General features: G+C 46.5%; 18 protein-coding genes and 2 pseudogenes. 2 read left to right on the top strand and 18 right to left on the bottom strand.

Annotated elements, in window-relative coordinates:
• Positions 1 to 81: 81 nt before the first annotated feature.
• The 6 genes from GCU48_RS25795 to araA form a co-directional block, all read right to left on the bottom strand.
• Positions 82 to 1,548: an efflux RND transporter periplasmic adaptor subunit gene (locus GCU48_RS25795; protein ID WP_152381946.1), complete on the bottom strand. Its 1,467-nt coding sequence runs from the start codon at positions 1,546 to 1,548 to the stop codon at positions 82 to 84.
• 71 nt (positions 1,549 to 1,619) lie between these two features.
• Entirely contained in the window at positions 1,620 to 3,137 is a 1,518-nt protein-coding gene (locus GCU48_RS25800) for a DHA2 family efflux MFS transporter permease subunit (RefSeq protein WP_152381947.1), read from the bottom strand.
• A 15-nt stretch (positions 3,138 to 3,152) separates the two neighbouring features.
• The gene (locus GCU48_RS25805; protein ID WP_025718734.1) at positions 3,153 to 3,806 is read right to left on the bottom strand and encodes an HlyD family secretion protein; all 654 of its coding nucleotides are present in this window, start codon (positions 3,804 to 3,806) and stop codon (positions 3,153 to 3,155) included.
• Between the two features lie 316 nt (positions 3,807 to 4,122).
• Positions 4,123 to 4,923 carry a hypothetical protein gene (locus GCU48_RS25810; protein WP_152381948.1) on the bottom strand — a complete coding sequence of 267 codons (801 nt, stop codon included), beginning with the start codon at positions 4,921 to 4,923 and terminating at the stop codon, positions 4,123 to 4,125.
• Between the two features lie 20 nt (positions 4,924 to 4,943).
• A complete protein-coding gene (locus GCU48_RS25815) occupies positions 4,944 to 5,402 on the bottom strand; it encodes a flavodoxin (protein ID WP_152381949.1) in 459 nt (152 codons plus the stop codon).
• Positions 5,403 to 5,613: 211 nt separating this feature from the next.
• On the bottom strand, positions 5,614 to 7,095 hold the full coding sequence (gene araA / locus GCU48_RS25820; RefSeq protein WP_152381950.1) for an L-arabinose isomerase: 1,482 nt from the start codon (positions 7,093 to 7,095) through the stop codon (positions 5,614 to 5,616).
• 329 nt (positions 7,096 to 7,424) lie between these two features.
• Between araA and GCU48_RS25825 the strand changes: the two genes are divergently transcribed.
• Entirely contained in the window at positions 7,425 to 8,288 is an 864-nt protein-coding gene (locus GCU48_RS25825; RefSeq protein WP_025718729.1) for a class I SAM-dependent methyltransferase, read from the top strand.
• A gap of 8 nt (positions 8,289 to 8,296) precedes the next feature.
• Positions 8,297 to 9,043 carry an RluA family pseudouridine synthase gene (locus tag GCU48_RS25830; protein ID WP_025718728.1) on the top strand — a complete coding sequence of 249 codons (747 nt, stop codon included), beginning with the start codon at positions 8,297 to 8,299 and terminating at the stop codon, positions 9,041 to 9,043.
• 129 nt (positions 9,044 to 9,172) lie between these two features.
• Here GCU48_RS25830 and GCU48_RS25835 read toward each other — a convergent pair.
• The 12 genes and pseudogenes from GCU48_RS25835 to purT all read right to left on the bottom strand — a co-directional run bounded on the left by GCU48_RS25835 (position 9,173) and on the right by purT (position 23,064).
• A pseudogene (locus GCU48_RS25835) lies at positions 9,173 to 10,586 on the bottom strand (MDR family MFS transporter).
• Positions 10,579 to 10,933: pseudogene (locus tag GCU48_RS28960) on the bottom strand (MarR family winged helix-turn-helix transcriptional regulator). Before GCU48_RS28960 ends, GCU48_RS25835 begins: the two co-directional pseudogenes overlap by 8 nt.
• Before the next feature lie 267 nt (positions 10,934 to 11,200).
• A complete protein-coding gene (locus GCU48_RS25845; protein ID WP_152381951.1) occupies positions 11,201 to 11,671 on the bottom strand; it encodes a MarR family winged helix-turn-helix transcriptional regulator in 471 nt (156 codons plus the stop codon).
• Between the two features lie 275 nt (positions 11,672 to 11,946).
• Complete coding sequence (gene gyrA / locus GCU48_RS25850; protein ID WP_152381952.1) at positions 11,947 to 14,409, bottom strand: DNA gyrase subunit A; 2,463 nt, start codon at positions 14,407 to 14,409, stop codon at positions 11,947 to 11,949.
• A 22-nt stretch (positions 14,410 to 14,431) separates the two neighbouring features.
• The gene (parE, locus tag GCU48_RS25855) at positions 14,432 to 16,411 is read right to left on the bottom strand and encodes a DNA topoisomerase IV subunit B (RefSeq protein WP_025718724.1); all 1,980 of its coding nucleotides are present in this window, start codon (positions 16,409 to 16,411) and stop codon (positions 14,432 to 14,434) included.
• Positions 16,412 to 16,509: 98 nt separating this feature from the next.
• Complete coding sequence (locus GCU48_RS25860) at positions 16,510 to 17,499, bottom strand: ABC transporter permease (protein ID WP_152381953.1); 990 nt, start codon at positions 17,497 to 17,499, stop codon at positions 16,510 to 16,512.
• Positions 17,492 to 18,568 carry an ABC transporter ATP-binding protein gene (locus GCU48_RS25865; RefSeq protein WP_152381954.1) on the bottom strand — a complete coding sequence of 359 codons (1,077 nt, stop codon included), beginning with the start codon at positions 18,566 to 18,568 and terminating at the stop codon, positions 17,492 to 17,494. The genes GCU48_RS25860 and GCU48_RS25865 overlap by 8 nt, the downstream gene beginning before the upstream one ends.
• Positions 18,568 to 19,512 (bottom strand): GDSL-type esterase/lipase family protein, encoded by a 945-nt coding sequence (locus tag GCU48_RS25870; RefSeq protein WP_152381955.1) that lies wholly within the window; start codon positions 19,510 to 19,512, stop codon positions 18,568 to 18,570. The genes GCU48_RS25865 and GCU48_RS25870 overlap by 1 nt, the downstream gene beginning before the upstream one ends.
• A gap of 42 nt (positions 19,513 to 19,554) precedes the next feature.
• The gene (locus tag GCU48_RS25875) at positions 19,555 to 20,235 is read right to left on the bottom strand and encodes a TIGR00266 family protein (RefSeq protein ID WP_025718718.1); all 681 of its coding nucleotides are present in this window, start codon (positions 20,233 to 20,235) and stop codon (positions 19,555 to 19,557) included.
• Between the two features lie 214 nt (positions 20,236 to 20,449).
• A complete protein-coding gene (locus GCU48_RS25880; RefSeq protein WP_152381956.1) occupies positions 20,450 to 21,202 on the bottom strand; it encodes a CAP domain-containing protein in 753 nt (250 codons plus the stop codon).
• Between the two features lie 223 nt (positions 21,203 to 21,425).
• The gene (locus GCU48_RS25885) at positions 21,426 to 21,887 is read right to left on the bottom strand and encodes a GNAT family N-acetyltransferase (protein ID WP_152381957.1); all 462 of its coding nucleotides are present in this window, start codon (positions 21,885 to 21,887) and stop codon (positions 21,426 to 21,428) included.
• Positions 21,880 to 23,064: a formate-dependent phosphoribosylglycinamide formyltransferase gene (purT, locus tag GCU48_RS25890; RefSeq protein WP_152381958.1), complete on the bottom strand. Its 1,185-nt coding sequence runs from the start codon at positions 23,062 to 23,064 to the stop codon at positions 21,880 to 21,882. Before purT ends, GCU48_RS25885 begins: the two co-directional genes overlap by 8 nt.
• Positions 23,065 to 23,191: the final 127 nt, after the last annotated feature.

The following is a 23,191-nucleotide window of genomic DNA, read 5'->3' on the forward strand; positions in this document are numbered from 1 at the left end:
CTCATATTCTTTTTCATAAATCTCGCTATTATAAAGCACGAATATATAGTACGAAAAACAAAACTTAGTCTCTAGACCAATTTATTGGCTGATTGTAATTGGTGTATTGTCGGACAGCAATGCCAGGTTATTCACAATTACATTCTCATCATTGCTCAAGCCACTGGTAACCAGTGTTTGTGAGCCTGTCGTTTGAACGGTTTTCACTTCCTTGCGTTTTGCATGGTCTCCGTTTACAACATATACATATTCTTTACCTTGCTCCTTTTGAACAGCTGCGGTAGGGATGACAATGCCTTCTTGCGCATTGGCAGCGACGAAGCTGATATCTGCCAGCATGCCGGATTTCAGTTTCATATCCGGGTTCGCTACCGAGATTTTTACAGGATAGCCTTTACCGCTAGCGTCTAACGGACTGACATTTTTAACTGTACCAGTTGTCACAATATTGGATGCTGCTACACGAACCTGTACCTTGTCACCCACTTTAACATTGTTGATCTGTTCAGCTGGAACATAGATCAGTGTATTGACTGTACTCAGATTGGCAATGACCAGTGCAGGAGCCTGAGCAGATACCATTTCGCCTACCTCTGCATTTTTTGTCCCAACAATACCGTTGATTGGTGATGTAACTACAGTATCGTTCAGTGCATCTTGAGCAATACTTACATTCAACTGAGCCTGCTTGAGAGTTTGCTGGCTAGACTCAATGACCGCAGTATTTTGAGATACCTTAAGCTGATTTTGTGCATTGCTGTAGCCGTTGTTGGCATTACTATAGCTATTTTTTGCTGTATCATAGGCGTTACGGGCTGTAGTGAGTGCCTTTTGTGCAGCTACCAGCTGATCTTGAGCATTAGCCTGTGCATTTTGTGCATTTTTGTAGGCCGCTTCCGCGTTCACGGCAGCTGTTTTTGCTTGTTCTAGTTGAGCTTGGGTGCTTGCACCTGCATCAAACAGGCTTTGTGTACGTGTCACATTCTTCTGAGCGTCTGCCAAGGCTTGTTGTGTTTGTTTTACTGTATTGGCCGCCGTGGAGACACCATTTGTCGCTTGTTCTAACGCTGTAGTGGCCTGGTTAATAACGCCCTGCGCCTGATTGATTGCACTTTGGGATTGAATCATACCGCTCTTGGACTGTACTACGCCAGAGTTGGCTTGAACCAAGGACGACTCATGGGATGCCTCAGCACTGCTTACCCCGGCAGCCGCCGCCGCTGCTGCTGCACGGGCTTTCGCAACATTGTTGCGCATATCCTTATCATCAAGCTTGAACAGCACTTGACCTTCTTTGACCTCCGAGCCAATATCTACAGGTAATTGAACCACTTTACCGCCTACTTTAGGCACGATATTTACCGTCTCCGAAGGTGTGACCGTACCTGTATAAATGTTCCCCTGTCCGATGATACCCTGCTGCGCTTGGCTGATCTTAACCGGAACAACCATGTCCTGCGCTGCTCCGCTGTTACTAGAGCAGCCTGCCAACACTGCGCCGCTGAGGACCAAAGCCGCTAATGTACTTTCTACTCTCAATATTTTCATGATAATTCCCTTTCTTTCTGTCCGTGGAAATAATGTAAGCCATCCAGTCGATATTTTTGTACTTCTCTTTATTAAGCTTCCGGCTGTGTCTTTGCTTTCTTCCTCTGAATAAACAAAAAGATGAGTGGAATCGTGCAAAACAGCGGTATGGATGAAATAAGGAATGTATCCCCAATTCCTCTCGATGTGGCATCCAGTGTAATTAAACTACTTATGGATGACATCCATGAGTTGCCCAACGTCGCTTGTAGCGTATGAGCCGCGTCCGGTGTAACAGTCTCCGAAATTTGTTGGGCATGAGCTGCCGAACGACTTTGCATGATCGAGGTCAGCACCGCGATAGCCATAGATGAAGCAACAGTACGTACCAGATTGGATGCAGTAGATGCATTGCCTACCTTGCTCGGATGAACAGCGTTCATACCGACCGTGGACAATGGCATCATACAAATACCAATTCCCAGCCCCCGTAATGACATTACCGTTTCCAGCCAGGCATGCGAAGTATCTGGCGTAAGTTGATGAAGATGATACGTCATAAAGCTGGTTAGTGTCAGACCGACAAGTCCCAAAGGCACAATACCGAACTTATCGAACAGCCGCCCGGCAATAGGCATCATAACCGCCATGGCAATGGCTTGTGGAATGAGGATAATACCCGTATCAATTGGCGACACACGCTGAATATTTTGCAAAAATAACGGTGTCAAAAACGTTCCTCCGTACATCCCCATCATGACCAGACTGGAGGCAATAACACTAATCGTAAATCTTGAATTCTTGAATAATGAAATTTCAATTACAGCATTATCCTTGCCGCTTTCTACATAGATGAGAAAGACAAGTGCCCAGAAAGAAATAAACAGCAGAGATACAATTCCAAAAGAAGTCCAGCCATCACGCTGACCGTTTGTCAGTGCGTACAACAGTGTTCCAGCACAAGTTGCGGCCAGCAAAAAGCCCGGTAGATCAAACGGCTTTGGCTTTACTTTAGGCGGCTCTTTGATGAGGAGGATAACCATTAAAATGGCAAATAAGGCAATAGGCAGACTGACAATAAACAAAAAACGCCAGTTAAACCATTCAATTAAGTATCCGCTCAGCGTAGGTCCTACAGCTGGCGCCGCCATTGCAGCGATCCCCCATATACCAAGGGACATCCCAATTTGTTCACGCGGCATGATTTTGTAAATAATCGTCATACTCAGCGGCATAATGACACCGCCTCCCAGACCAGCCAGCACACGCGCCGCGATCAGAGAAGAATCACTCCATGCAAAAATACATATTCCTGTTCCCAGCGAGAACACGCTGAGGGCAAGAATCAAAAACTTTTTGTAGCCGATACGCTGCTCCATATATCCGGTAATCGGGACGATTACGCCGGATGCAAGCGTGTAACCTGTAATAACCCACTGAATACGTGTCGTCGTTGATCCTAAATCCGTCGTCAATCGGGGAATGGCGACATTGATCAGACTGTTGTTCAGAATGGCGACAAAGGCGCCTAAAACGATAGCAAAAAAGGCAAGCCAGCGTTCTTTGGAGGAATCTGTCGAAGGAGCAGCAGCAGTTTCATTGGCAGCCACATGGACCCCTCCTTTTTAAGATGTATGAATTTTTACTTCCACGTTCGTTCCAGGAATGAGCTTCAAATCCTTTGGCTTGTTCACGGCGATTTCTACAGGTACACGTTGAGTTACCTTATTAAAGTTACCACTTGTGTTCACTGCAGGAACGAGCGAGAACACTGCATTTGAAGCTTCACCCACTTTGCGAACCTTACCTTGAATGACCTGATCACCTGCTGCATCAAGCGTAATGTCAACAAGCTGCCCTGGTTTAATCCGGTTAATATCGGTTTCTTCAATATTCGTGGACACATACAGGCTGTTCATGTCAACCATAGTCGCTACAGCACTACCTGGTGTTCCGATTTCATGCTCCTTGGAATAAATCTTAATAACAGTTCCGCTGATCGGCGCACGCAGTACAGACTTGCTGATCATACTTGCATCCAGTCCCGATACATCCTGCTCGGCAATCGGTTCATCGCGCTGCAGTACATCGCCTTCTTCCACGTCAATGTGGCTAATCTCTCCGGAGATTTGCGGCATCACCTTATACTGATCGGCTTGAATGCGCGCATCGTCACTTTTAACAAAGTGTGTTGCCTGATACCAATAATAATAGCCAATAGCTCCACCGCTCAGAATAAGCAGTACGATGAGAATCGGCAATACAGTTTTCTTACTCACTTGCTCCACCCCTGTTGTCCAAAAAATTTTTTTATTATTCAACGCTAATATTTTAAAATTGAAATATTAGGCCATTAAACCAAATTTAGAACGTAAATAACGCATGGCTACATACCATGCAAAAAGACAGGTCTTATTCTATGTACATAGGACAAGCTGATCCATGCTCCACAACCCGTCTTCTTGATATTTAAATATTTTCATATAAATATCGTACATTGAAATATTATAGATACATTTATCTATTCAGGCAATACAAATTTTCATTTATTTCATAATTTTTTTTCACAAAAAAGAACCTTGTTTCCAAGGCCCTTCATGAAATGGAATAACTCGGTTTACGATTTTTCGCCTCCTGCTCCTCTTTTTTGTTCTTATTCGTTCCGTTATCCTGGGATATTTGCTGTCCTATACAATTCCTACAACGGCAGCGTTCTGTTCTCCTATGGATATCGTCCATAGAATCCCGCAAAAGCTGTACGTAATCCAATGATTGCTGCAAAGAGGCAGGCCCCGGCATACAGCGAATCTTCTTGCCTTCCAGCAAACAATAGACCTCAATAAGCTGTGGGAGATCTCCAAATGCATAATGACAGAATACATTCGTCAAATGCTGAAATGTAAAAATAACATTAGGATTATAATCCACAATATACTTTTGAATCAGTAAGGAATCGGCTCCAGCTGATAGCTGCCAGGCAGCCTGGACAATAAGCGAAATATCAACCTTGAGTTCAGGCACTGACGTGCAAAATTGTTCATACAGCATCACTGGCGTGAGCAGGTCCTTGTTTAAAGCACATATTTTAGACAACTCACCTGACACTTTATTTTTGATGTCCCAATAGTGGAACAACGATTCAAAGCCGTTTGGCTGCTTGGGCCACCACTTCTCCAGCACATACTGGACGGGTACTTCCCGCCGCACCTCTACTTCCATTCCAAAGTATTCGTTCAGCGCATGGCCTACCGCATATTGAACCCGTTGCCGCCAATTCCAGCCCTCACGCCCGCGTTTTGCCTGTGACGGATGGATTGGCTGCGGCGTTCTCCACATCTCCTCAAGCTGATAGTCGTGCAGAAGAGGATAACCGCTTAAGCTATCGCTATTACGCATACCTATCCCTCACTCTCATCTCAGGACACTCCAATACCCGCCTGTGCAAATTGTCTTCCATAAGCCCGGCAATTTTCCTTGTCATCATCCAATGGGTTGAATTCAATCTTCAGGCTCTCCTGAATCACTGAAGCCCCGCGTTCTTTAACTTTTTCTTCCACCAAATCAACCGCACCACAGAATTGCTCATAAGAAGTATCTCCACTGCCAAATACAGCCGTCTTTTTGCCTGACAGATCAAGTTCGTCCATTTCCTCATAAAAATCTAAAAATTCATCAGGAAGCTCACCATCTCCCCAAGTATATACACCCAGCAAGAAACCATCATAATCGAGCAGTTCCTGCGCGTTGCAATCATACGAAGCCTTTAATTCTGCCTCATGACCCGCTTGGCGAACGCCCTCGGCAATCAATTCCGCAATTTCCTCAGTATTACCTGTCAAACTGGCATAAGCAATCAAAATTTTACCCAAGTTCATCCCTCACCTTTACTTGAAATATGGGATGCTTTCATTCCCTATTACCCAAATAATATTTGATAATGATTCTCACTGTCAAATATATTTTCAGAAAAGAGTCTTATCCATAGTAAAAACATACGCAAAACAGCCGCATCACATGCGGCTGTTCGCTGATCAAACCTATGAGTAAGCAGCTTTTATAAGGAGCTTGCTTATTGATAGCTTTTACTTATTTATTTCTCCAGCACAATTCATTCCATTGCAGCTCCTGACGGAATTGGCGAATATTCGTGTTGTTATCAATAACAACAGCTTCTATGCCTGTCAGTTCAGCATAATCCAGCAATTGCTCAGTGCTTACAGCATAGGACAATACCGTATGATGCGCTCCACCCGCATGAATCCATGCTTCTGCGGATACCTCGAGCGAAGGCTCCGGCTTCCACAAAACACTGGCTACAGGCAGCTTAGGCATTTTATTTTTATTTTCCACAGCCTGAAGTTGGTTAATGATCAGGCGGAAGCGGCCTTTCAATTCAATGATGGACGCCGCAAGTGCGTTACCCGGTTTACCTTCAAAAATAAGACGAGCCGGATCGGCTTTACCGCCAATACCCAACGGTTGAACATCAATACGCGGTTTGTTTACAGCAATGGTAGGACACACCTCCAGCATATGTGATCCCATAATCAGCTCATTGCCCGGCTCCAGATGGTAGGTATAGTCTTCCATAAAGGAAGTATCCACATTGTTAGCCATCAGCTTCATCAGGCGTGTCAATGCTGCTGTTTTCCAGTCACCCTCACCGCCAAAGCCATAGCCTTGAGCCATCAAACGCTGAACAGCCAAACCAGGCAACTGCTTCAGTCCATGCAGATCTTCGAACGTTGTTGTAAAAGCTCCGAAGCCCCCATCCTCCAGAAACTTCTTCATGCCTAATTCAATACGAGCCTGTTCCAGAATGGAATCACGAACCGCTCCCGGCTGCTTCGCTGCTGCAGATAATTCATACAGGTCATTGTATTCTTCGAACAAGGCGCTAATTTCGCCTTCTGTCACGTTATTAACGATTTCAACCAGATCACCCACGCCGTAGCCGTTGATCGACCAGCCTAATTGGGCTTGAGCGGTTACTTTGTTACCTTCAGTAACGGACACCTCACGCATATTATCACCAAAACGTGCTACTTTGAGGTTTTGGCTTTCGCTATAAGCAGCCGCGGTAGACATCCAGCTGCCAATTCGCTTTTGAACTCCTTCTTCCTCCCAATAACCAACAACGACTTTGCGGGTTACACCCAAACGGGCACCGATAAAGCCAAATTCGCGGTCACCATGTGCGGATTGGTTCAGGTTCATAAAATCCATATCGATGCTATCCCAAGGGATATCACGGTTAAATTGAGTATGCAGATGCAGCAAAGGCTTCGACAAACGCGTCAAGCCGGCAATCCACATCTTCGCTGGAGAAAACGTATGCATCCAGGTAATAATCCCTGCGCACAGGTCATCCCCATTCGCATCAATGATCAAACGACGGATTGCGTCGGAATTCGTCAGTACAGGTTTCAATACAACTTCAAACGGCAGATGACCGCTACGGTTCAATCCTTCTACTATTTTGCGGGAATGCTCTTGTACCTGTTCAAGCGTTTCAGGTCCATATAAATGCTGGCTTCCTGTAGCAAACCAAAATTTAAACGGTTTCATAATTCAAAATTCCTCCTGTCAGGAAATAAGTATAATTGCAGCTGTATAATATATAGAACTATTATGTACGTACAATCTATCTCATTTTTTCATTATTATACTGAAAAATAGATAGTTGTACGTACAAGTGAGATTGACTTCATTTTAATATGGAAGCGCTCTAATTACAAGTACATCTGAAAAAAATATTTTCGCCCTCCTCACCAGACTGTTACTTTGATGGAATCATTCGATTGTTGCTAAGGTTTGTTGTACAATAGATTCCATATGGGGATTTTGTGCAGTGTGCTGCCAAAATCCTGAATTGACTGCTGAAGGATGGATTGTACATGTATGTAGCACAAGGATGGAAAGACTATGAAGTTATGGATACTGGCGGTGGCGAAAAACTGGAGCGCTGGGGCGATATTGTCCTGCGTCGTCCCGATCCGCAAATCATATGGCCTTTGACCCAGGAAACAGCTGAATGGCGTAATGTTCATGGGCATTACCACCGCAGTTCTTCCGGGGGCGGTCAATGGGATATGAAGAAGCCTATTCCCGATCGCTGGACGATCAGCTACGGCCCCCTTAAATTCCACATCAAACCGACCAGCTTCAAGCATACCGGTCTTTTTCCGGAGCAGGCAGCGAACTGGAGCTGGATGATGGATAAAATCAAAGGTGCAGGCAGACCGATTTCTGTACTGAACCTGTTTGCCTACACAGGTGGAGCCACTACGGCCGCAGCATATGCCGGAGCCAGCGTAGTTCACGTGGATGCCGCCAAAGGCATGGTACAGTGGGCAAAAGAGAACGTACATTTGTCCGGTCTAGCCGACCGTCCGGTACGCTTTATTACAGACGACGTGTTTAAGTTCGTGCAACGTGAACAGCGCAGAGGCAACCGTTATGATGCGATTATTATGGACCCTCCTTCTTACGGACGCGGACCGAACGGAGAAACATGGAAGCTTGAAGAAAGCCTGTATCCGTTTCTGGAATCCTGCATGAGCATCATCTCGGATCAACCATTGTTTGTGCTGATCAACTCCTATACCACTGGTATTTCACCTACCGTACTGCATAATATGCTGAGCATGACCATGCAACAAAAATACGGCGGGCAAATTAGCGCTGGTGAAATCGGCTTACCGATCACGCGCTCGGGATTGAATTTACCTTGCGGTATTCTCGGACGCTGGGAGGCTTAATTCCTCTTATGACTCCAGATGAACTTACCCGACAGGGGCCTGCAGAGCCGAACATTCCTGTTTTATATGAGGACAATCATGTTTTGGCGGTTGTAAAGCCCGTCAATGTTCCGACACAAGAGGATGCCAGCGGAGATCCTGATCTGCTGTCGTTACTGAAGGAAGACCTTAAAATCAGACACCATAAGCCTGGCAACGTCTTTTTGGGTCTGGTTCACAGACTGGATCGCCCTGTAGGCGGAGCCATGATCTTTGCCAAGACGTCCAAAGCTGCTTCTCGGTTGTCAGAGTCGGTTCGAGGCCGCCATTTTCGCAAAATGTATACAGCGGTCCTGAATGGTGTTCCCACAGCTCCACAAGGCCGTCTAACCCATTACCTGCTAAAGGATAGCCGCACGAACACCGTTCAGGCTGTCCGTCCCGGCACGGCTGGCGCCAAGGAAGCTATTTTGGAGTATCGCGTGCTTGGGCAAGTAGATGGACTCAGTCTGGTGCAGATTAAACTGCATACCGGACGTTCGCACCAGATACGTGTGCAGATGCAGGCAATCGGCTGTCCTCTCTACGGGGATCAAAAATATGGCGGCAGTCTGAGCCGCCCCGGTCAACAGCTTGCTCTCTGGTCCTTGCTTGCCGGTGCACCGCATCCAGTCAGCAAAGAGGATATGAGCTTTCACTCATTACCTCCCGCCCAATTTCCGTGGAGCGAGTGGCCCGTTTCGCTTTATGAAAGCATGATTATGGCTGGAAACTGAGCAGGCAAGTCCTGTCCCATATAATTTTCAATAGTGTCAAACAATACGCAAAAGAACCCGCAATGCATGTATCAAACAATCATGCATTGCGGGTTCTTTTGTGCAGAAAAATTTATATATCCCGCAGCCTTATGATGAGGAAGCCACGGTTTGCCCCTGCTTGCTGTTCACCGGCTGCTGGTGTGGTTGAGCGTCCTGAGCATTCGTGTTTTTGATGAAAAACGCTAAAATCAGAGCGGCCACACTCAGCAAAGTTGCAATGATAAAGGCCGAGTTAATACCATAAATCGTAGCCTGGTTGCCTACGGCCAGCATCTCCGCTTTGTTTGTAACCTTGATTCCCTCGGATGCAACAAGCGTTGTCAGACGGCTGCTGCTTAAGGCCGACATCACTGTCACCAGAATTGCCGTCCCTATGGAGCCGGAAATCATACGCAGCGTGTTACTCATCGCCGTACCATGCGCATTTAATCGTTGCGGAAGCTGATTCAACCCGGCTGTTTGGATTGGCATCATCAGCAATGACATCCCCAACATCCGTACCGTGTAATTAATTAACAACGTCATATAGGCGGTTGATTCGGTCAACCTTGTAAATTCCCAAGTCGTCACAACCATAATCAACAAGCCGATTACAGACAACCAGCGCGCTCCGATTCGGTCAAAAATGGCTCCCGTAACCGGAGACATAATCCCCATCAGAATCGCTCCTGGTAACATAAGCTTACCGGATTGGAGCGGCGAAAAACCGCGAATATTTTGCAAATAAATCGGCAGCAATATCATACCGGCGTACAATAAACAGAATAAGCGCAATCGTCCCGACGATAAGCGTAGACAAAACCGTGATACTTCCCCAGCCTGATGTTCCCGCATCACTAAAGCCATATAACAATCCGCCGAACCCGAGTGTGGATAAGATGATGCTCGGAATATCCAGCTTGGGTTTAGACTGCTCCGTTACATTTTTCAGAAAAATGGCTCCAATTATAACTGAAATGATTGAAATCGGCAGAATGATCCAGAACAATACTCGCCAATCATGATTTTGAACAATATAACCTGAAAGGGTTGGTCCAATGGCTGGAGCAAAGCCCATTGCAATCCCGAGTGTGCCCATCGCCCGTCCACGACGTTCTATCGGAGAAATGTTCAAGATAACGACCATCATTAAAGGCATCATAATGCCTGCACCCGCGGCCTGAATGAGCCGTCCGATCAGCAGGATGCTAAAGCTCGGTGCTATAGCACATAACAATGTACCCAATGAAAAAATAATCATCGCGCTGATAAACAATTTACGAGTGGAGAAACGGGCAATCAAAAATGCGGTTACCGGGATCAATACTCCGTTTACGAGCATAAAACCCGTGCTAAGCCACTGAGCCACATTAGCATCTATATTCAGATCGTTCATCATTTTTGGTAGAGCCACACTAATTAATGTCTGGTTTAAAATGGCAACAAACGCGCCAATCAACAGAGCGGCCACAATCGGTGCCCTGCGTACGTTACCCGATAGAGTATTTTGAGAACTACTCAAGTTGATTCATTCCCTTCGATGTCAGTTTCATAATCATTTGCTTGTGGACATCCAAAACCATGTCCAGTTGCTCCTTTGGAATGTCCAAAATAGGTAGGATGCGTTCCATCCACATCGCATCCACTTTTTGCATAATATCTTTTCCCGCAGGCGTCAGGGACAGCACCAATGATCTGCGATCATGCTCATCTCGTGCACGAACGACATACCCGGCCTTAATGCTGAATGGCTGTCAGATCCAAATGCCGTTCTTCATTCCAGAAAGCATAAAATATCGTTTTGTTAACCTCCCTTACCGATTGGATAATCCGGTACACCTCAAATCTCTCTTCCTCTCTTCCATCCATTTGAACCATCCTTCTTCCTACTGCTACTTCACGTTTCATATATATAATCGTGCAACTATTCGTATACAAAATGTTATTTATTTATAACTATTATTTTATCATCTCTTTTTTGAATGTCAACATTCACCCAAACAACACCTATGCTTCAGCACAAAAAAGCGCGGTATGAATACCACGATAGGTATTTATATCCGCGCATTCCTATTCACCTTAAAGAGATAACCAACAGCGTACAGCTAACTACTTTTCATGTATTCACAATTCTCGTTACTCTGCTCGCTCTATTTGTTCCCTTTCTGTCGCTGTTTCACTTGTCGATACCGAAGTTTTCGTCTTTGTTGTGATTTTACCCAACAAATAGACCAGCAAATTTTGATTATGCTGAGAAATCCGATTTAGTGCGGAGCCCAAAAAATCATCCCGGATTTGCAAACCGCGTTCCGCCTCTTCTCTACCTTGATCTGATATGACAATCCATACAACTCGGCGGTCCTTTACGTCTCTGAAACGGGTGACCAGTCGATTCCGCTCCATCCGATCCAGCAGCATCGTAACCGCCGCAGGAGTGGTGGCGAGATACGGGATCAATTGAGACGGCTTCATGCGGCCGTATTCGTTTAGAACCTCCAGCACCGTAAGTTGAGCCTCAGTTAGTGATGGAGCCAACTGCTGCTCCATATGAACCTTGTAATCCTTAGCCATTCTGGACCAGATTTTCGCAAATTCGGTCGTTTGCATTTTGCCTCACTCCTTTGAATAACAGGATCGGTAAAAAAACAAAGTTACCGCATCGGCCACCGTTCGGGTTGTATTTCATCACATTAAATTTTCGCCATTTCCCCCTGGTTTCCTGCTGTTTTTGGGGCATTCATTGAAAAGGGGAAGGAAGTCTCACTCCGGTTTTGGAGGCTTTTCAAGGTTCGACAGCATGACGGCAAAAAGGTCCTCATTCGTGCCGGATTGGCACGTGAGGACCTCTGTTTTTCGAGCTAATAAGCGCTTGACTTTTACCATTATTCTACTGACTGTGAAGTCTGCGGCTCACGATGCGGCAGCACGTTCACAATTTCGTCTTTCTTTTCCACAGGAGCCAGCAGTTTCCCTGTATCCTTGCGGTCAGCCAGCGGAGCTTTTTCAGAAAGGAACGATAGCATTTGCCCTTCGGCAGTGATGACCTGTAACTGAATAGCTTCACGGCAATAGAAGGCAGCCACGATGCGAGTTCCGTTCGAACGTACCCGCTTGCCTTCTTTGAATTCGAAGGTGGCGATACCTTTACCGCCTCTTCCCTGAGAAGGGTAATCCAGCAGGAGCGTACGCTTGCCGTAACCGGACTCGGTTAGCACCAGCACTTCTCCTTCATCCTCTTCCACCCACAGCGCTGCGACAATTTCATCGCCTTCCGCCAGTTGTATACCTTTGACACCCGCCGAGACGCGGCCCATGGCATTAACCTCTTGCTCCTTGAAGCGTATGCTCATTCCCGCACGGGTGATCAGCATAATATCTTTGGTACTATCGCTCAGCGTGACTGATAATATCTCATCATCTCCTGCTACCTTGCAGGCTGCTACGGCACTCGAACGTTTTGTAGCATATTCTTCCAATTCTGTCCGCTTGACTTGCCCTTTCTTTGTGACAAACACCAGACTTTGACCGATTTCCTCGATGTTTTTGATCGGGATAACGCTCACGATACGATCTTCCCTGGATAGCGAAATGACATTGACAATCGGAGTGCCAGGCTCTTTCCACTTATACTCCGGCACCTGATGAACAGGCAGCAAAAAGTATTGTCCACGCTGGGTAAAGACGAGCAGCACATCCAGTGTATTCACATCAAGGAATTGGGTAATGCAGTCCCCTTCTTTAACACCGGCACTTGAACGATCCCCGCCGGAACGAGTGAACGACAGCATACTTGTACGTTTCACATAGCCATCTTTTGAGAGGGTTAGCAGCACGTCCTCTGCTGCAACCATGACCTCCAGATTTACCTTAATCTCTTCTACCTCACCCTGTATCTCCGAACGACGGTCAATGCCGTACTTTTCGCGAATTTCCAGCAGTTCCTTGCGGATCAGACTGACCAGCTTGCGGTCACTTTCCAGAATGGAACGATATTGGGTGATCTTTTTCTGAATATCAGCCAGCTCTTTTTCGAGGGTGGTAATTTCCAGATTCGTAAGACGGTACAATTGCAGAGTCAAGATAGAATCCGCCTGACGTTCACTAAAGCCAAACATCCATTGCAAATTATTTTGCGCGTCTTGACGATTTTTAGAAGCTTTAATAGCCGCAATGACCTCATCCAGAATGTTCAGCGCCTTGACCAAACCTTCCAATACATGGGCGCGGTCCTCCGCCTTCTCCAGTTCAAACTGGATGCGGTTTGTAACAACTTCGCGTTGATGATTGATATAGGCTTCCAAAATGGACTTTAATCCAAGCTGGTGCGGTGCCTTGTTCACAATAGCAACCATATTGAAGTTATAAGCCACCTGGAGATCGGTTTTTTTCAGCAGATATGCCAAAATTCCTTCCGCATCAGCTTCCTTCTTCAGCTCCACAACAATGCGCAAGCCATTTCGTCCACTCTCGTCACGAACCTCGGCAATTCCTTCTACCTTTTTCTCCAGACGGATATTTTCCATTGCGGTTACGAGTCTGGACTTAACAATCTGGTAAGGAATCTCTGTAATGACCAGCTGCTGCTTACCTCCACGCAAAGACTGAATTTCCGTCTTGGAACGAACATAAATACGTCCTTTGCCTGTCCTGTAAGCTTCCTTGATGCCTTCGCCACCCATAATGAGTCCGCCAGTCGGGAAATCCGGACCTTTAATAAAGGTCATAATCTCTTCCAGTTCAATCTCCGGTTTTTCCATCACTGCGATGGTGGCGTCAATCACCTCGCGCAAACTATGCGTTGGAATTTCAGTCGCAAATCCCGCGGAAATTCCGCTCGAGCCATTCACCAACAGATTTGGATAACGGGACGGCAGTACAACGGGTTCCTTTGCCGAGTTATCAAAATTATCCTTGAACAAAACCGTACGTTTTTCAATATCACGCAGCATTTCCATTGCGATCGGGGACAAGCGTGCCTCCGTGTATCGCATAGCTGCCGCCGGATCGTCGTCCTGGGAGCCCCAGTTGCCGTGACCGTCCACCAGTACGTGGCTCATTTTCCAAGGCTGCGCCATACGTACCATTCCATCGTAAATAGATGAATCACCGTGAGGATGGTAATTACCCATAACGTCCCCAACGGTTTTGGCGGATTTACGATATGCTTTATCCGGCGTATTACCCGAATCGTACATCGCATAAAGAATCCGACGTTGTACGGGTTTTAAACCGTCTCGTACGTCCGGTATCGCCCGGTCCTGAATAATATATTTGGAATATCGGCCAAAGCGGTCACCGACCACTTCCTCCAGAAAAGCTGGCAAAAATTGCTCCGATAAGCTCATGTCTACACCTCATTTAATAGCACTACTCTACGTATTCCGTGAAATCCACGTTTTCCACAATCCAGCGTTTACGTGGATCTACCTTGTCGCCCATCAATGTGGATACACGGCGTTCAGCCTTGGCAGCATCCTCAATCTGAACGCGCAACAGGGTGCGTGACTCGGGATTCATTGTCGTTTCCCATAACTGATCAGGGTTCATCTCTCCGAGTCCTTTATAGCGTTGAAGCTCAAAATTCCGTCCAAATTCTTTTAAGTAATTTTCAAGCTGCTCATCAGTCCAGGCATAGCGTACTGTTTCGAGCTTACCCGACTTGCGCGTTATTTTATACAATGGCGGCTGAGCAATAAATATGCGTCCTGCATCAATCAGCTCTTTCATATACCGATAAAAGAACGTCAAAAGCAAAACTTGAATATGTGCACCATCCGTATCTGCATCGGTCATAATGATGATTTTGGAATAATTGCTGTCTTCGAGTGAAAACTCGGTTCCTACCCCCGCACCAATCGCTGCTGTAATAGCACGGTACTCATCATTTTTCATGATTTCTGCCAGCTTGGATTTTTCCGGATTCATCGGCTTGCCCTTTAACGGTAAAATGGCCTGAATTTTGGAATCCCGTCCCTGTTTGGCCGAGCCCCCGGCTGAGTCACCTTCCACGATAAACAATTCATTGCGTGTAAAATCCTTGGACTGCGCAGGCGACAACTTACCATTCAAATTTGAGCTTTCACTGCGCTTCTTACCCGAACGCATTTCGTCTCGCGCCTTACGTGCAGCTTCACGCGCCCTGGAGGCCTGAATGGCCTTCTTGATCAAGGTTTGTGCTATCTGCGGATTCTCTTCCAGAAAACGCTGCATCTGCTCAGATACAATGGCATCCACTGTACTCCGTGCCGAAGCGCTGCCCAGTTGATCCTTTGTCTGACCGACAAATTCAACCTCAGCCATCTTGACACTGATGACAGCCATCATGCCCTCACGCAGATCATTGCCCTCCAGGTTCTTGTCCTTTTCCTTCAACATCACTGTCCGGCGCGCATAGTCATTCATGACCCGAGTGTAAGCGGTTTTGAATCCTGTCTCGTGCGTACCCCCGCCGCGTGTCGGAATAGAGTTAACAAACGAAGCAATCGTCTCTGTATAACCCGCATTATATTGAATGGCAATTTCCACTTCAATGTCTTCTTTTTCAGCATTAAAGTGAATAACATCATGCAGTACATCCTTGCCCTCATTCAGAAAAGCGACAAACTGACTTGCTCCACCCTCATAATAGTATTCATCTGACTTCCCGCTGCGTTCATCTTTAAGCTGAATACGAAGTCCTGAGTTCAAGAAAGCAATTTCCTGAAGACGCTCAGCCAGCGTATCGTAGTTAAAGTGAATGCCTGCCTGGAAAACGCGAATATCCGGTTTAAATGTAATTTTAGTGCCCGTCTTGTTGGTATTACCCAGCACTTCAAGGCCTGTGGTCGGTTCCCCGACATGCTCCACGCCTTTCTTGTCCTGCCAATATTCGAACCGCTGACGGTGAATCTTGCCGTCTCGGTAAATTTCCACTTCAAGCCATTCCGAAAGAGCGTTCGTTACAGACGCACCCACACCGTGCAGACCTCCGGATTTTTTATATCCCGAACCGCCAAACTTACCCCCGGCGTGCAAAATGGTGAATACAACCTGAGGCGTGGGAATTCCCGTTTTATGCATTCCGGTCGGAATACCGCGCCCGTTGTCTGTTACCGTAACGGAACCGTCTTTATGCATTGTGATATCAATGCGAGAGCAAAACTTGGCGAGATGTTCATCCACCGCATTGTCTACAATTTCCCATACCAAATGATGCAGCCCCGAAGAGCTGGTGCTCCCAATGTACATGCCCGGCCGTTTGCGAACTGCCACAAGCCCTTCGAGCACTTGAATGTCGTCCGCGCCATATTCCAAAGCTCCGTTCTGAGTGCCGGACGCTTCCGCAGACAAGTCGATTTTGTCGACCATTCATGCTCCCCCTTTGTCTAATCATAACCGTGTTTTGCCTTATTCTTGATGATTTTCACCAAAAATGCAAACAGATGTTTTCTTTTACCTTGTCCATTTTAATTCAATATATCCCGTTTCGTAAAGACGGCGAATGAAACAATCAACGCCACAGCCCCCCAAATGCCCAGTACAGTTAAAGAAAACGGCAAGTTCATTCCCTCAATCGGAGCGGGGCTTCCAGATAAATAATCGGTTAATTCGAGGTTAACCATAAATAAATATTTTGCGCTCTGCCAAGATGAAGCCATATTGGTTAAAATCGTGCCCGAAATGAGCGCAGCCATCATGACCACGATGCTGGCCGCCGTACTGCGTACCAAAACAGATACCATAAAGGCCAGCGATGCCACCACGAGACTGACAAACCAGATCAAGCCGGCTTGCAGCATTAGATAATGCCATTGTGGAATCGCATGAACTGCAGACACATCCACCGTCGAGCCGACAATTTGAAAACCTGTAAATACTGGCACGTTAAAACCGCGAAAACCAAAAAACAAGCCTGATATGAGGTAACTAATCACGAATACACTCAAAATGATGAGCGAAACGAACATGTACAGTGTCAGCAGCTTGCTCAGCAGTATTTTCCACCGCCTGACAGGACGGGTCAGCAGCATTTTTATCGTGCCTGTCGTCCGTTCTCCTGAAACCAGATCGGAGGCAATCGCCATAATCAGCAATGGAACAAACAGATTGATAGAATTATCCATAAACTCTCTGGTAAAGGTTACACCACTCGGCTCATTTGGATTCACGTCATTTTCCAGATAGTATTGCATCTGCTGGACAAAAACCCGTCGGTAGGTCTTCCATTCCTCGGGAACCCGGTCGCTGCCAAGCGAGTTTTGATTATCCGTAATCGCCTGACGCAGCTCCAGCCGCCAATCATTGCCGAATTTTTCACGATTATTTTCTGCCACTTTCAATTGAGCGTACGTAAAAATCGGCACTAACACAAGCAAAACAAGTAAAATGACATAAAATCTTTTTTTCTTGATAATTTTCAGTGTTTCATTTTGTATGAGCGGTAAAATGTTACTCAAGTATCTCACCTTCCGTCATTTTCAGGAATAGCTGCTCCAGTGTAGGGTTAATTTTGGTTACACCTTTAACGGAAATACCGGAAGCTGTCATTTGTGCAACCAGCTCCGCAATATGCTCTTCATCCATTTCTGTAAAAATGGCATTGTCTCCGCTGGCTGCAACAATGCTGTCATCAATTAATTCATCGGCGTTTGTAATGATGTGCACATACGGTGATTTTTGCAATAGGGCAAGACCCTGATCATAAGGCTCCAATTGCCATACAGCCATGTGCGAATGCGTCTCAACTAATTCTCGCACACCGCCGACAGCCAGCACCTTTCCCCGACTTATAATCGCCACACGATCGCATAACAACTGGATTTCGCTGAGCAAATGACTGGAAACAAACACGGCCATGCCCTCGGAAGCCAACAGACGGATAAAAGCTCTCATTTCCTTAATTCCCTTGGGGTCCAAGCCGTTCGTCGGTTCATCCAGAATAAGCAGCTTCGGTCTGCCAAGCAAGGCTTGAGCTATGCCAAGACGCTGGCGCATCCCCAGTGAATATGTACTTACTTTGTCATGGATACGCCGATCGAGCCGAACCAGCTCAACCACCTCGCGAATACGCTGTTCATCTACACCAGGCTGCATCCGGGCAAAATGCTCGAGGTTCTCCCAACCTGTCAAATAGCTGTAAACCTCTGGATTTTCCACGATAGAGCCGATATGCCGTAAAGCCTGCTCCGGATCACGGTTCACATTGTGGCCGTATACCGTAATCGTCCCTTCCGTAGGCTTAATTAGGTCGACCAGCATACGGATCGTCGTCGTTTTTCCAGCTCCATTCGGGCCGAGAAAACCAAAAATCTCACCCGCGCGAACGTCGAATGTCACATCATGAATAATCATTTTACGTTTGATACGTTTCTTGACGTGCTGAACAGAGAGAACCGTTTCGTTGTCGCTTCTGCCCCGGTCTACGCTGCCAAGCTGGCTCGCGGAATGGAAGCTGGACGCTACATCCGCAGATGTTGAATCCGTTGCTACTTCAGCACCGGTCTTGTCAGCAGATTGGATGCTCATTACTTGTCCCCTCCCTTCTTCACTTCAGCGGACTGGCTGCTTGTAGATTGTTGACTATCTGCACGATCAGTATCCTTTGTCGCTGCAACTGCAAACCCCTGCGCTATCCGTTCAGCAATCGCTTGATACCCTTGTCCGTTGGGATGAAAATGGTCCGATGACAAGTAGACTGGAAGATTTTGCTGGAATAAATCGAACGTTGGAATCAGCGTCATGTTACTGCTTTGGTTGGTAATCGCCATGGCTGCCAAATTCCATTCTGTTACAACAAGATTGCCGGGAATCTTCATTTCAGGCAGGTCACTGAATGGATTATATAACCCAACATAGATAATTTTAGCCTTCGGATTGATTTTTCCGACTTTGGTCAGTACTTCTTGCAGACGTTTGGAGGCATCAGGCAAGGCTTTACGTAAACCATTAAGTGTAGGAGGCTCTTTACCTGTTTGGACAGCCTGTGCACCCTGAAATAAATCATTGCCTCCAATCGAGACAATAATAACGTTAGCCTTCTTTAATACATAAGATACACCAGGCTCATCCAGCTTGGTTAATAGTCCTTGAGTCGTCAGTCCATTAATCCCCAGATTATTGATGAACTGCGCCTTATGACCTTCCTGGGCGTTTAACAGGTTCACCGACCGACGTACAAAACCACTGCCGGAGTCATCCCCCGTTCCTTTGGCCAGCGAATCTCCAATTGCAGCTACCCGAAACTCTCCCGTCTGTGTAGCAACAGATGGCGCAGCTGGTGTCTGCGATGAACCGGTATTTACAGGTTGATTACTAACCATCGGCTCTGGAGCCGTGATACTTTGTACTGCGGCAATAAATCCGTATAATAATAGCAGAGTGGCGGCGATGGAAATGGAACCGACAGACCGCCATATCCATTTTGATGAATTCACTCGTGTTCCCTCCTGATAGCTTAGTGAAATAAACATAAAGCTTCTCATATCATTTTGCAAATAAACTGTGACGAAAAGCTATTTGCTGTCAGGTATAAAACTCCTGATCCATTGGCCGAAACTGCCTGGATTTCGACTCTGGATCAACACCGTTCCTTCACCACGGAACCGGCATACAAGCGCTTCTCCACTCGTTACGCTGGACAGCCATCCTTTCGATGCTTTCTCAATTTTATAATCCATATAGTCTGGCCATGCCACCAGATGAGCATTATCAATAATACGCTCCTCTCCTGGTGCGACATACAAGGGATAAATCGCCCCATAAGAAGATAGAAACACCGTACCCCGACCACTGATTTCAACGATAAAAAAGCCTTCGCCAGAAAACAGTCCTTTCATTAGGTTTTGCATTTTGGTACTAACCTCGATACCTTCAGTACATGCCAGAAAACCGTCCTTTTGGACGAGTAGTCTGTATGAACCGTCCAGTTCCACGGCTTGTACATCCCCTATACTGGCTGGGGCGAGCAACACTTCTGCCGGCCCCCGAGCTGCCCTCAGCTCTTGAAAAAAGAATTTTTCCCCGCTCAGCATCCGACCCAAACCACGCAACAGTCCACCATCCACTGTTCCTTTGATGTCCACACTGGAAGACATGGAAACCATCGCTCCCATTTCCGCTTTAATGGTTTCTCCGGGGCTCAATTGCACCTTGAGCATGGCAAAGGCACCTTCATGCACGATTTCGTAGCTCAATTGTTCACCTGGCTTTCTATAAGTAGTATCTATCTATGCTGCTTGCTGCTATCATACTATATTGATGTCCTTTATGCCTGTTTTTGCATCAAGCAATGGTTCTATACTATTCGATAAATAATGACATCAAAGGCCCGCTGAACGTGTCAGCAGGCCTTTGGATTAACGCGATGTCGCTTTATATAAGTGCTACAAATGGGTCTTGCTATCGTTTTTAGTTACGTGTGAACTCCTGTACCCAATATCCATTATAGTAAGCCACACCGATTTGCGTATATTCTGCCTTCAGAATATTTTCACGGTGTCCCTGACTGTTCATCCAGTCCTTCATCACTGCTTGTGGTGATTGTTGTCCCATTGCAATATTTTCACCCGCATACGTATAACTTACGCCAAATTTCTTCATCATATCAAAGGGTGAGCCGTAGGTCGGAGACGTATGATCAAAGTAATTATTAGTACTCATATCCTTCGCTTTAGCCAAAGCCACTTCGGTAAGCTTCGCATCGGAAGTCAGTGGTTTCAGACCATTTTTGCTGCGCTCGTTGTTTACCAGCTTTACAACCTCTGCTGCAAATTGAGACTTACTGACCTGTGCATCCGATCCTGCGGACTGGCCTGCACCTGTATTGGTGTTCTGAGCTTGATTCTGCTGCTTGTTAGCTGACTGTGAAGCGTTTTGGTTCCCCTGTTTGGTTCCTTGCATGCCCGCGAAAGGATTGGCTGTTTGAGTGTTAGCATTGCCCTGTCCAGAACAATCCGTAATTGCGTTCTTCGAAGTTGTGTTCTTCGTAATTGTCGTCGTCCCATTGGACAATTGAACGTTATATCCGTTATTTTGTAGCCACTGTTGTAGCTGCGCTGACAAATCGTCAGCCGGTGCTGCCGATGCCGGAACGATGAATCCTGCGGATAAAACGGCGCTTAGACTTCCCATCACCAGTGTTTTTTTCAACATATTCTTCATTTCGTCATCTCCTTGTTGTATTCATTTCTTGGTGCGTTACATGTTCGTATTGAACATGGGCGGTTACAACTTTGTAATCTTTACTCTAGCAGTATAACATGTTTCATAGAAGGATCAATGGTATAAAAGTTGGAAATAAAAATAGCCCCGCTTGGCAATAGCCAAACACGGGACTGAAATACGGTTAATAAGACTTTATATAATTTTCGCTTTAACCAGACAGCTATTTGAGCTTTTTGCTGAAACGGTAGCCTTGCTTTTCAAAGCCGATTCGGTTGTAGAAGGCTCTGGCCTCTACTTGTTTGATGCGATTATTCGCTCCGGTTATGAATAAATGATAGCATCCTTGCGCACGTCCCCACTCTTCACCACAAGACACCAGACGTTTGCCAATGCCCTCGCCGCGATACTCCCCGCTCACGACCAGCATAGTGATTTGTACAGCAGGATCAGGATAAGCCAAGCTTTGAGCCGTATGCATGCCGATTACTCCGACAACACGACCATCCATTTCTGCAACCATCATATTCGCCTGACTGTCCTCCTGCGTTGTTCCCATAACTTCTTTCATTACGCCACAAGTCATCGGATATCCGACTTCTCTTAGCAGTCCAGTTACGGCTTCGCAATCGCCAAGCTCTACGGAACGAATTGTCAGTACTGGAATCATCACATTGTTAGACATGATTTACCTCCACTTTCAGCATATTAGCAGCCTCTTTGGCCGTCTTCCGTGCTGTCTCCACATCTCCGGCAGCGCTAAGCGCTACAGCCATCCGGCGTCCCGGCTTGGTTTCAGGCTTCCCGAACACTCGCACCTGTGTCCGGGGTAGTAATAACGCATCATTCATACCACTTATTTCGAAATCCCGCGTAGTCACTTTGGACTTCAAGGTAGCTGAAGCCCCTGGTGTAAGCAGCGTGACTGACGGCACCGGAAAACCGAGAATGGCTCGCACATGAAGCGCAAATTCCGACAAATCCTGCGTAATCATTGTTACCATTCCAGTATCATGCGGACGAGGGGATACTTCACTGAATATGACGCCATCAGCCGTTAAAAATAGCTCAACGCCAAACAATCCGTAACCACCCAATTCATCCGTAATCGTACGGGCAATGTCTTCTGCCTCTGAAAGCTGCTTGTCCGTCATACCATGAGGTTGCCAGGATTCGACATAATCCCCATCTTTCTGAACATGGCCAATCGGTGGGCAAAAAGTCGTACCTGAAACCGATCTGACGGTCAATAAAGTAATTTCGCTCTCAAATGGGACAAAAGCTTCAACAATGACACGTGTTGTTTTGGCACGTGCGCCTTCCAGCGCCGTATTCCAGCAAGATTCTGCATCTTCAGGTGTCCGGCATACAGACTGCCCTTTACCCGATGAGCTCATCAATGGCTTAACCACATAGGGCGTGCCAAGCTCATGAACCGCTGACCGCAACTGCTCAAAATCATCTGCAAAACGGTAAGCGGCAGTCGGAAGTTGCAATTTCTCGGCAGCTAGCCTGCGAATACCCTCCCGGTCCATCGTAAGACGGGCGGCCCGGGCAGTTGGTACTACGTGAAATCCCTCTTGCTCCAATTCTTCCAAAGCACCCGTAGCAATAGCTTCGATTTCAGGTACAATTATGTCGGGCTTTTCCTTCCGAATTAGTGCCTTCAACGCCTCAGCATCCTGCATATCCAGACAGTGAGAACGATGGGCCACCTGCATTGCTGGAGCCAGTTCATACCGGTCCACAGCAATACACTCCACGCCAAGCCGCTGAGCTTCAATAATGACTTCTTTTCCCAATTCGCCGCTGCCCAGCAGCAGCATCTTCTTAGCGTTGGCAGAAAAAGGAGCACCCCACATCTTGAACTCTTCCCCCTCTGACGATATTGCTCTGATCTCTTTTCATCTTTATTTTCAGGGTTTAGCTTCAAGAATGCAATAGTGCTCGGCATTAAAATTTACAAAAAACGCGATTTTTTGATCTTTT

The organism is Paenibacillus brasilensis, from assembly GCF_009363115.1.
GTDB lineage: Bacteria > Bacillota > Bacilli > Paenibacillales > Paenibacillaceae > Paenibacillus > Paenibacillus brasilensis.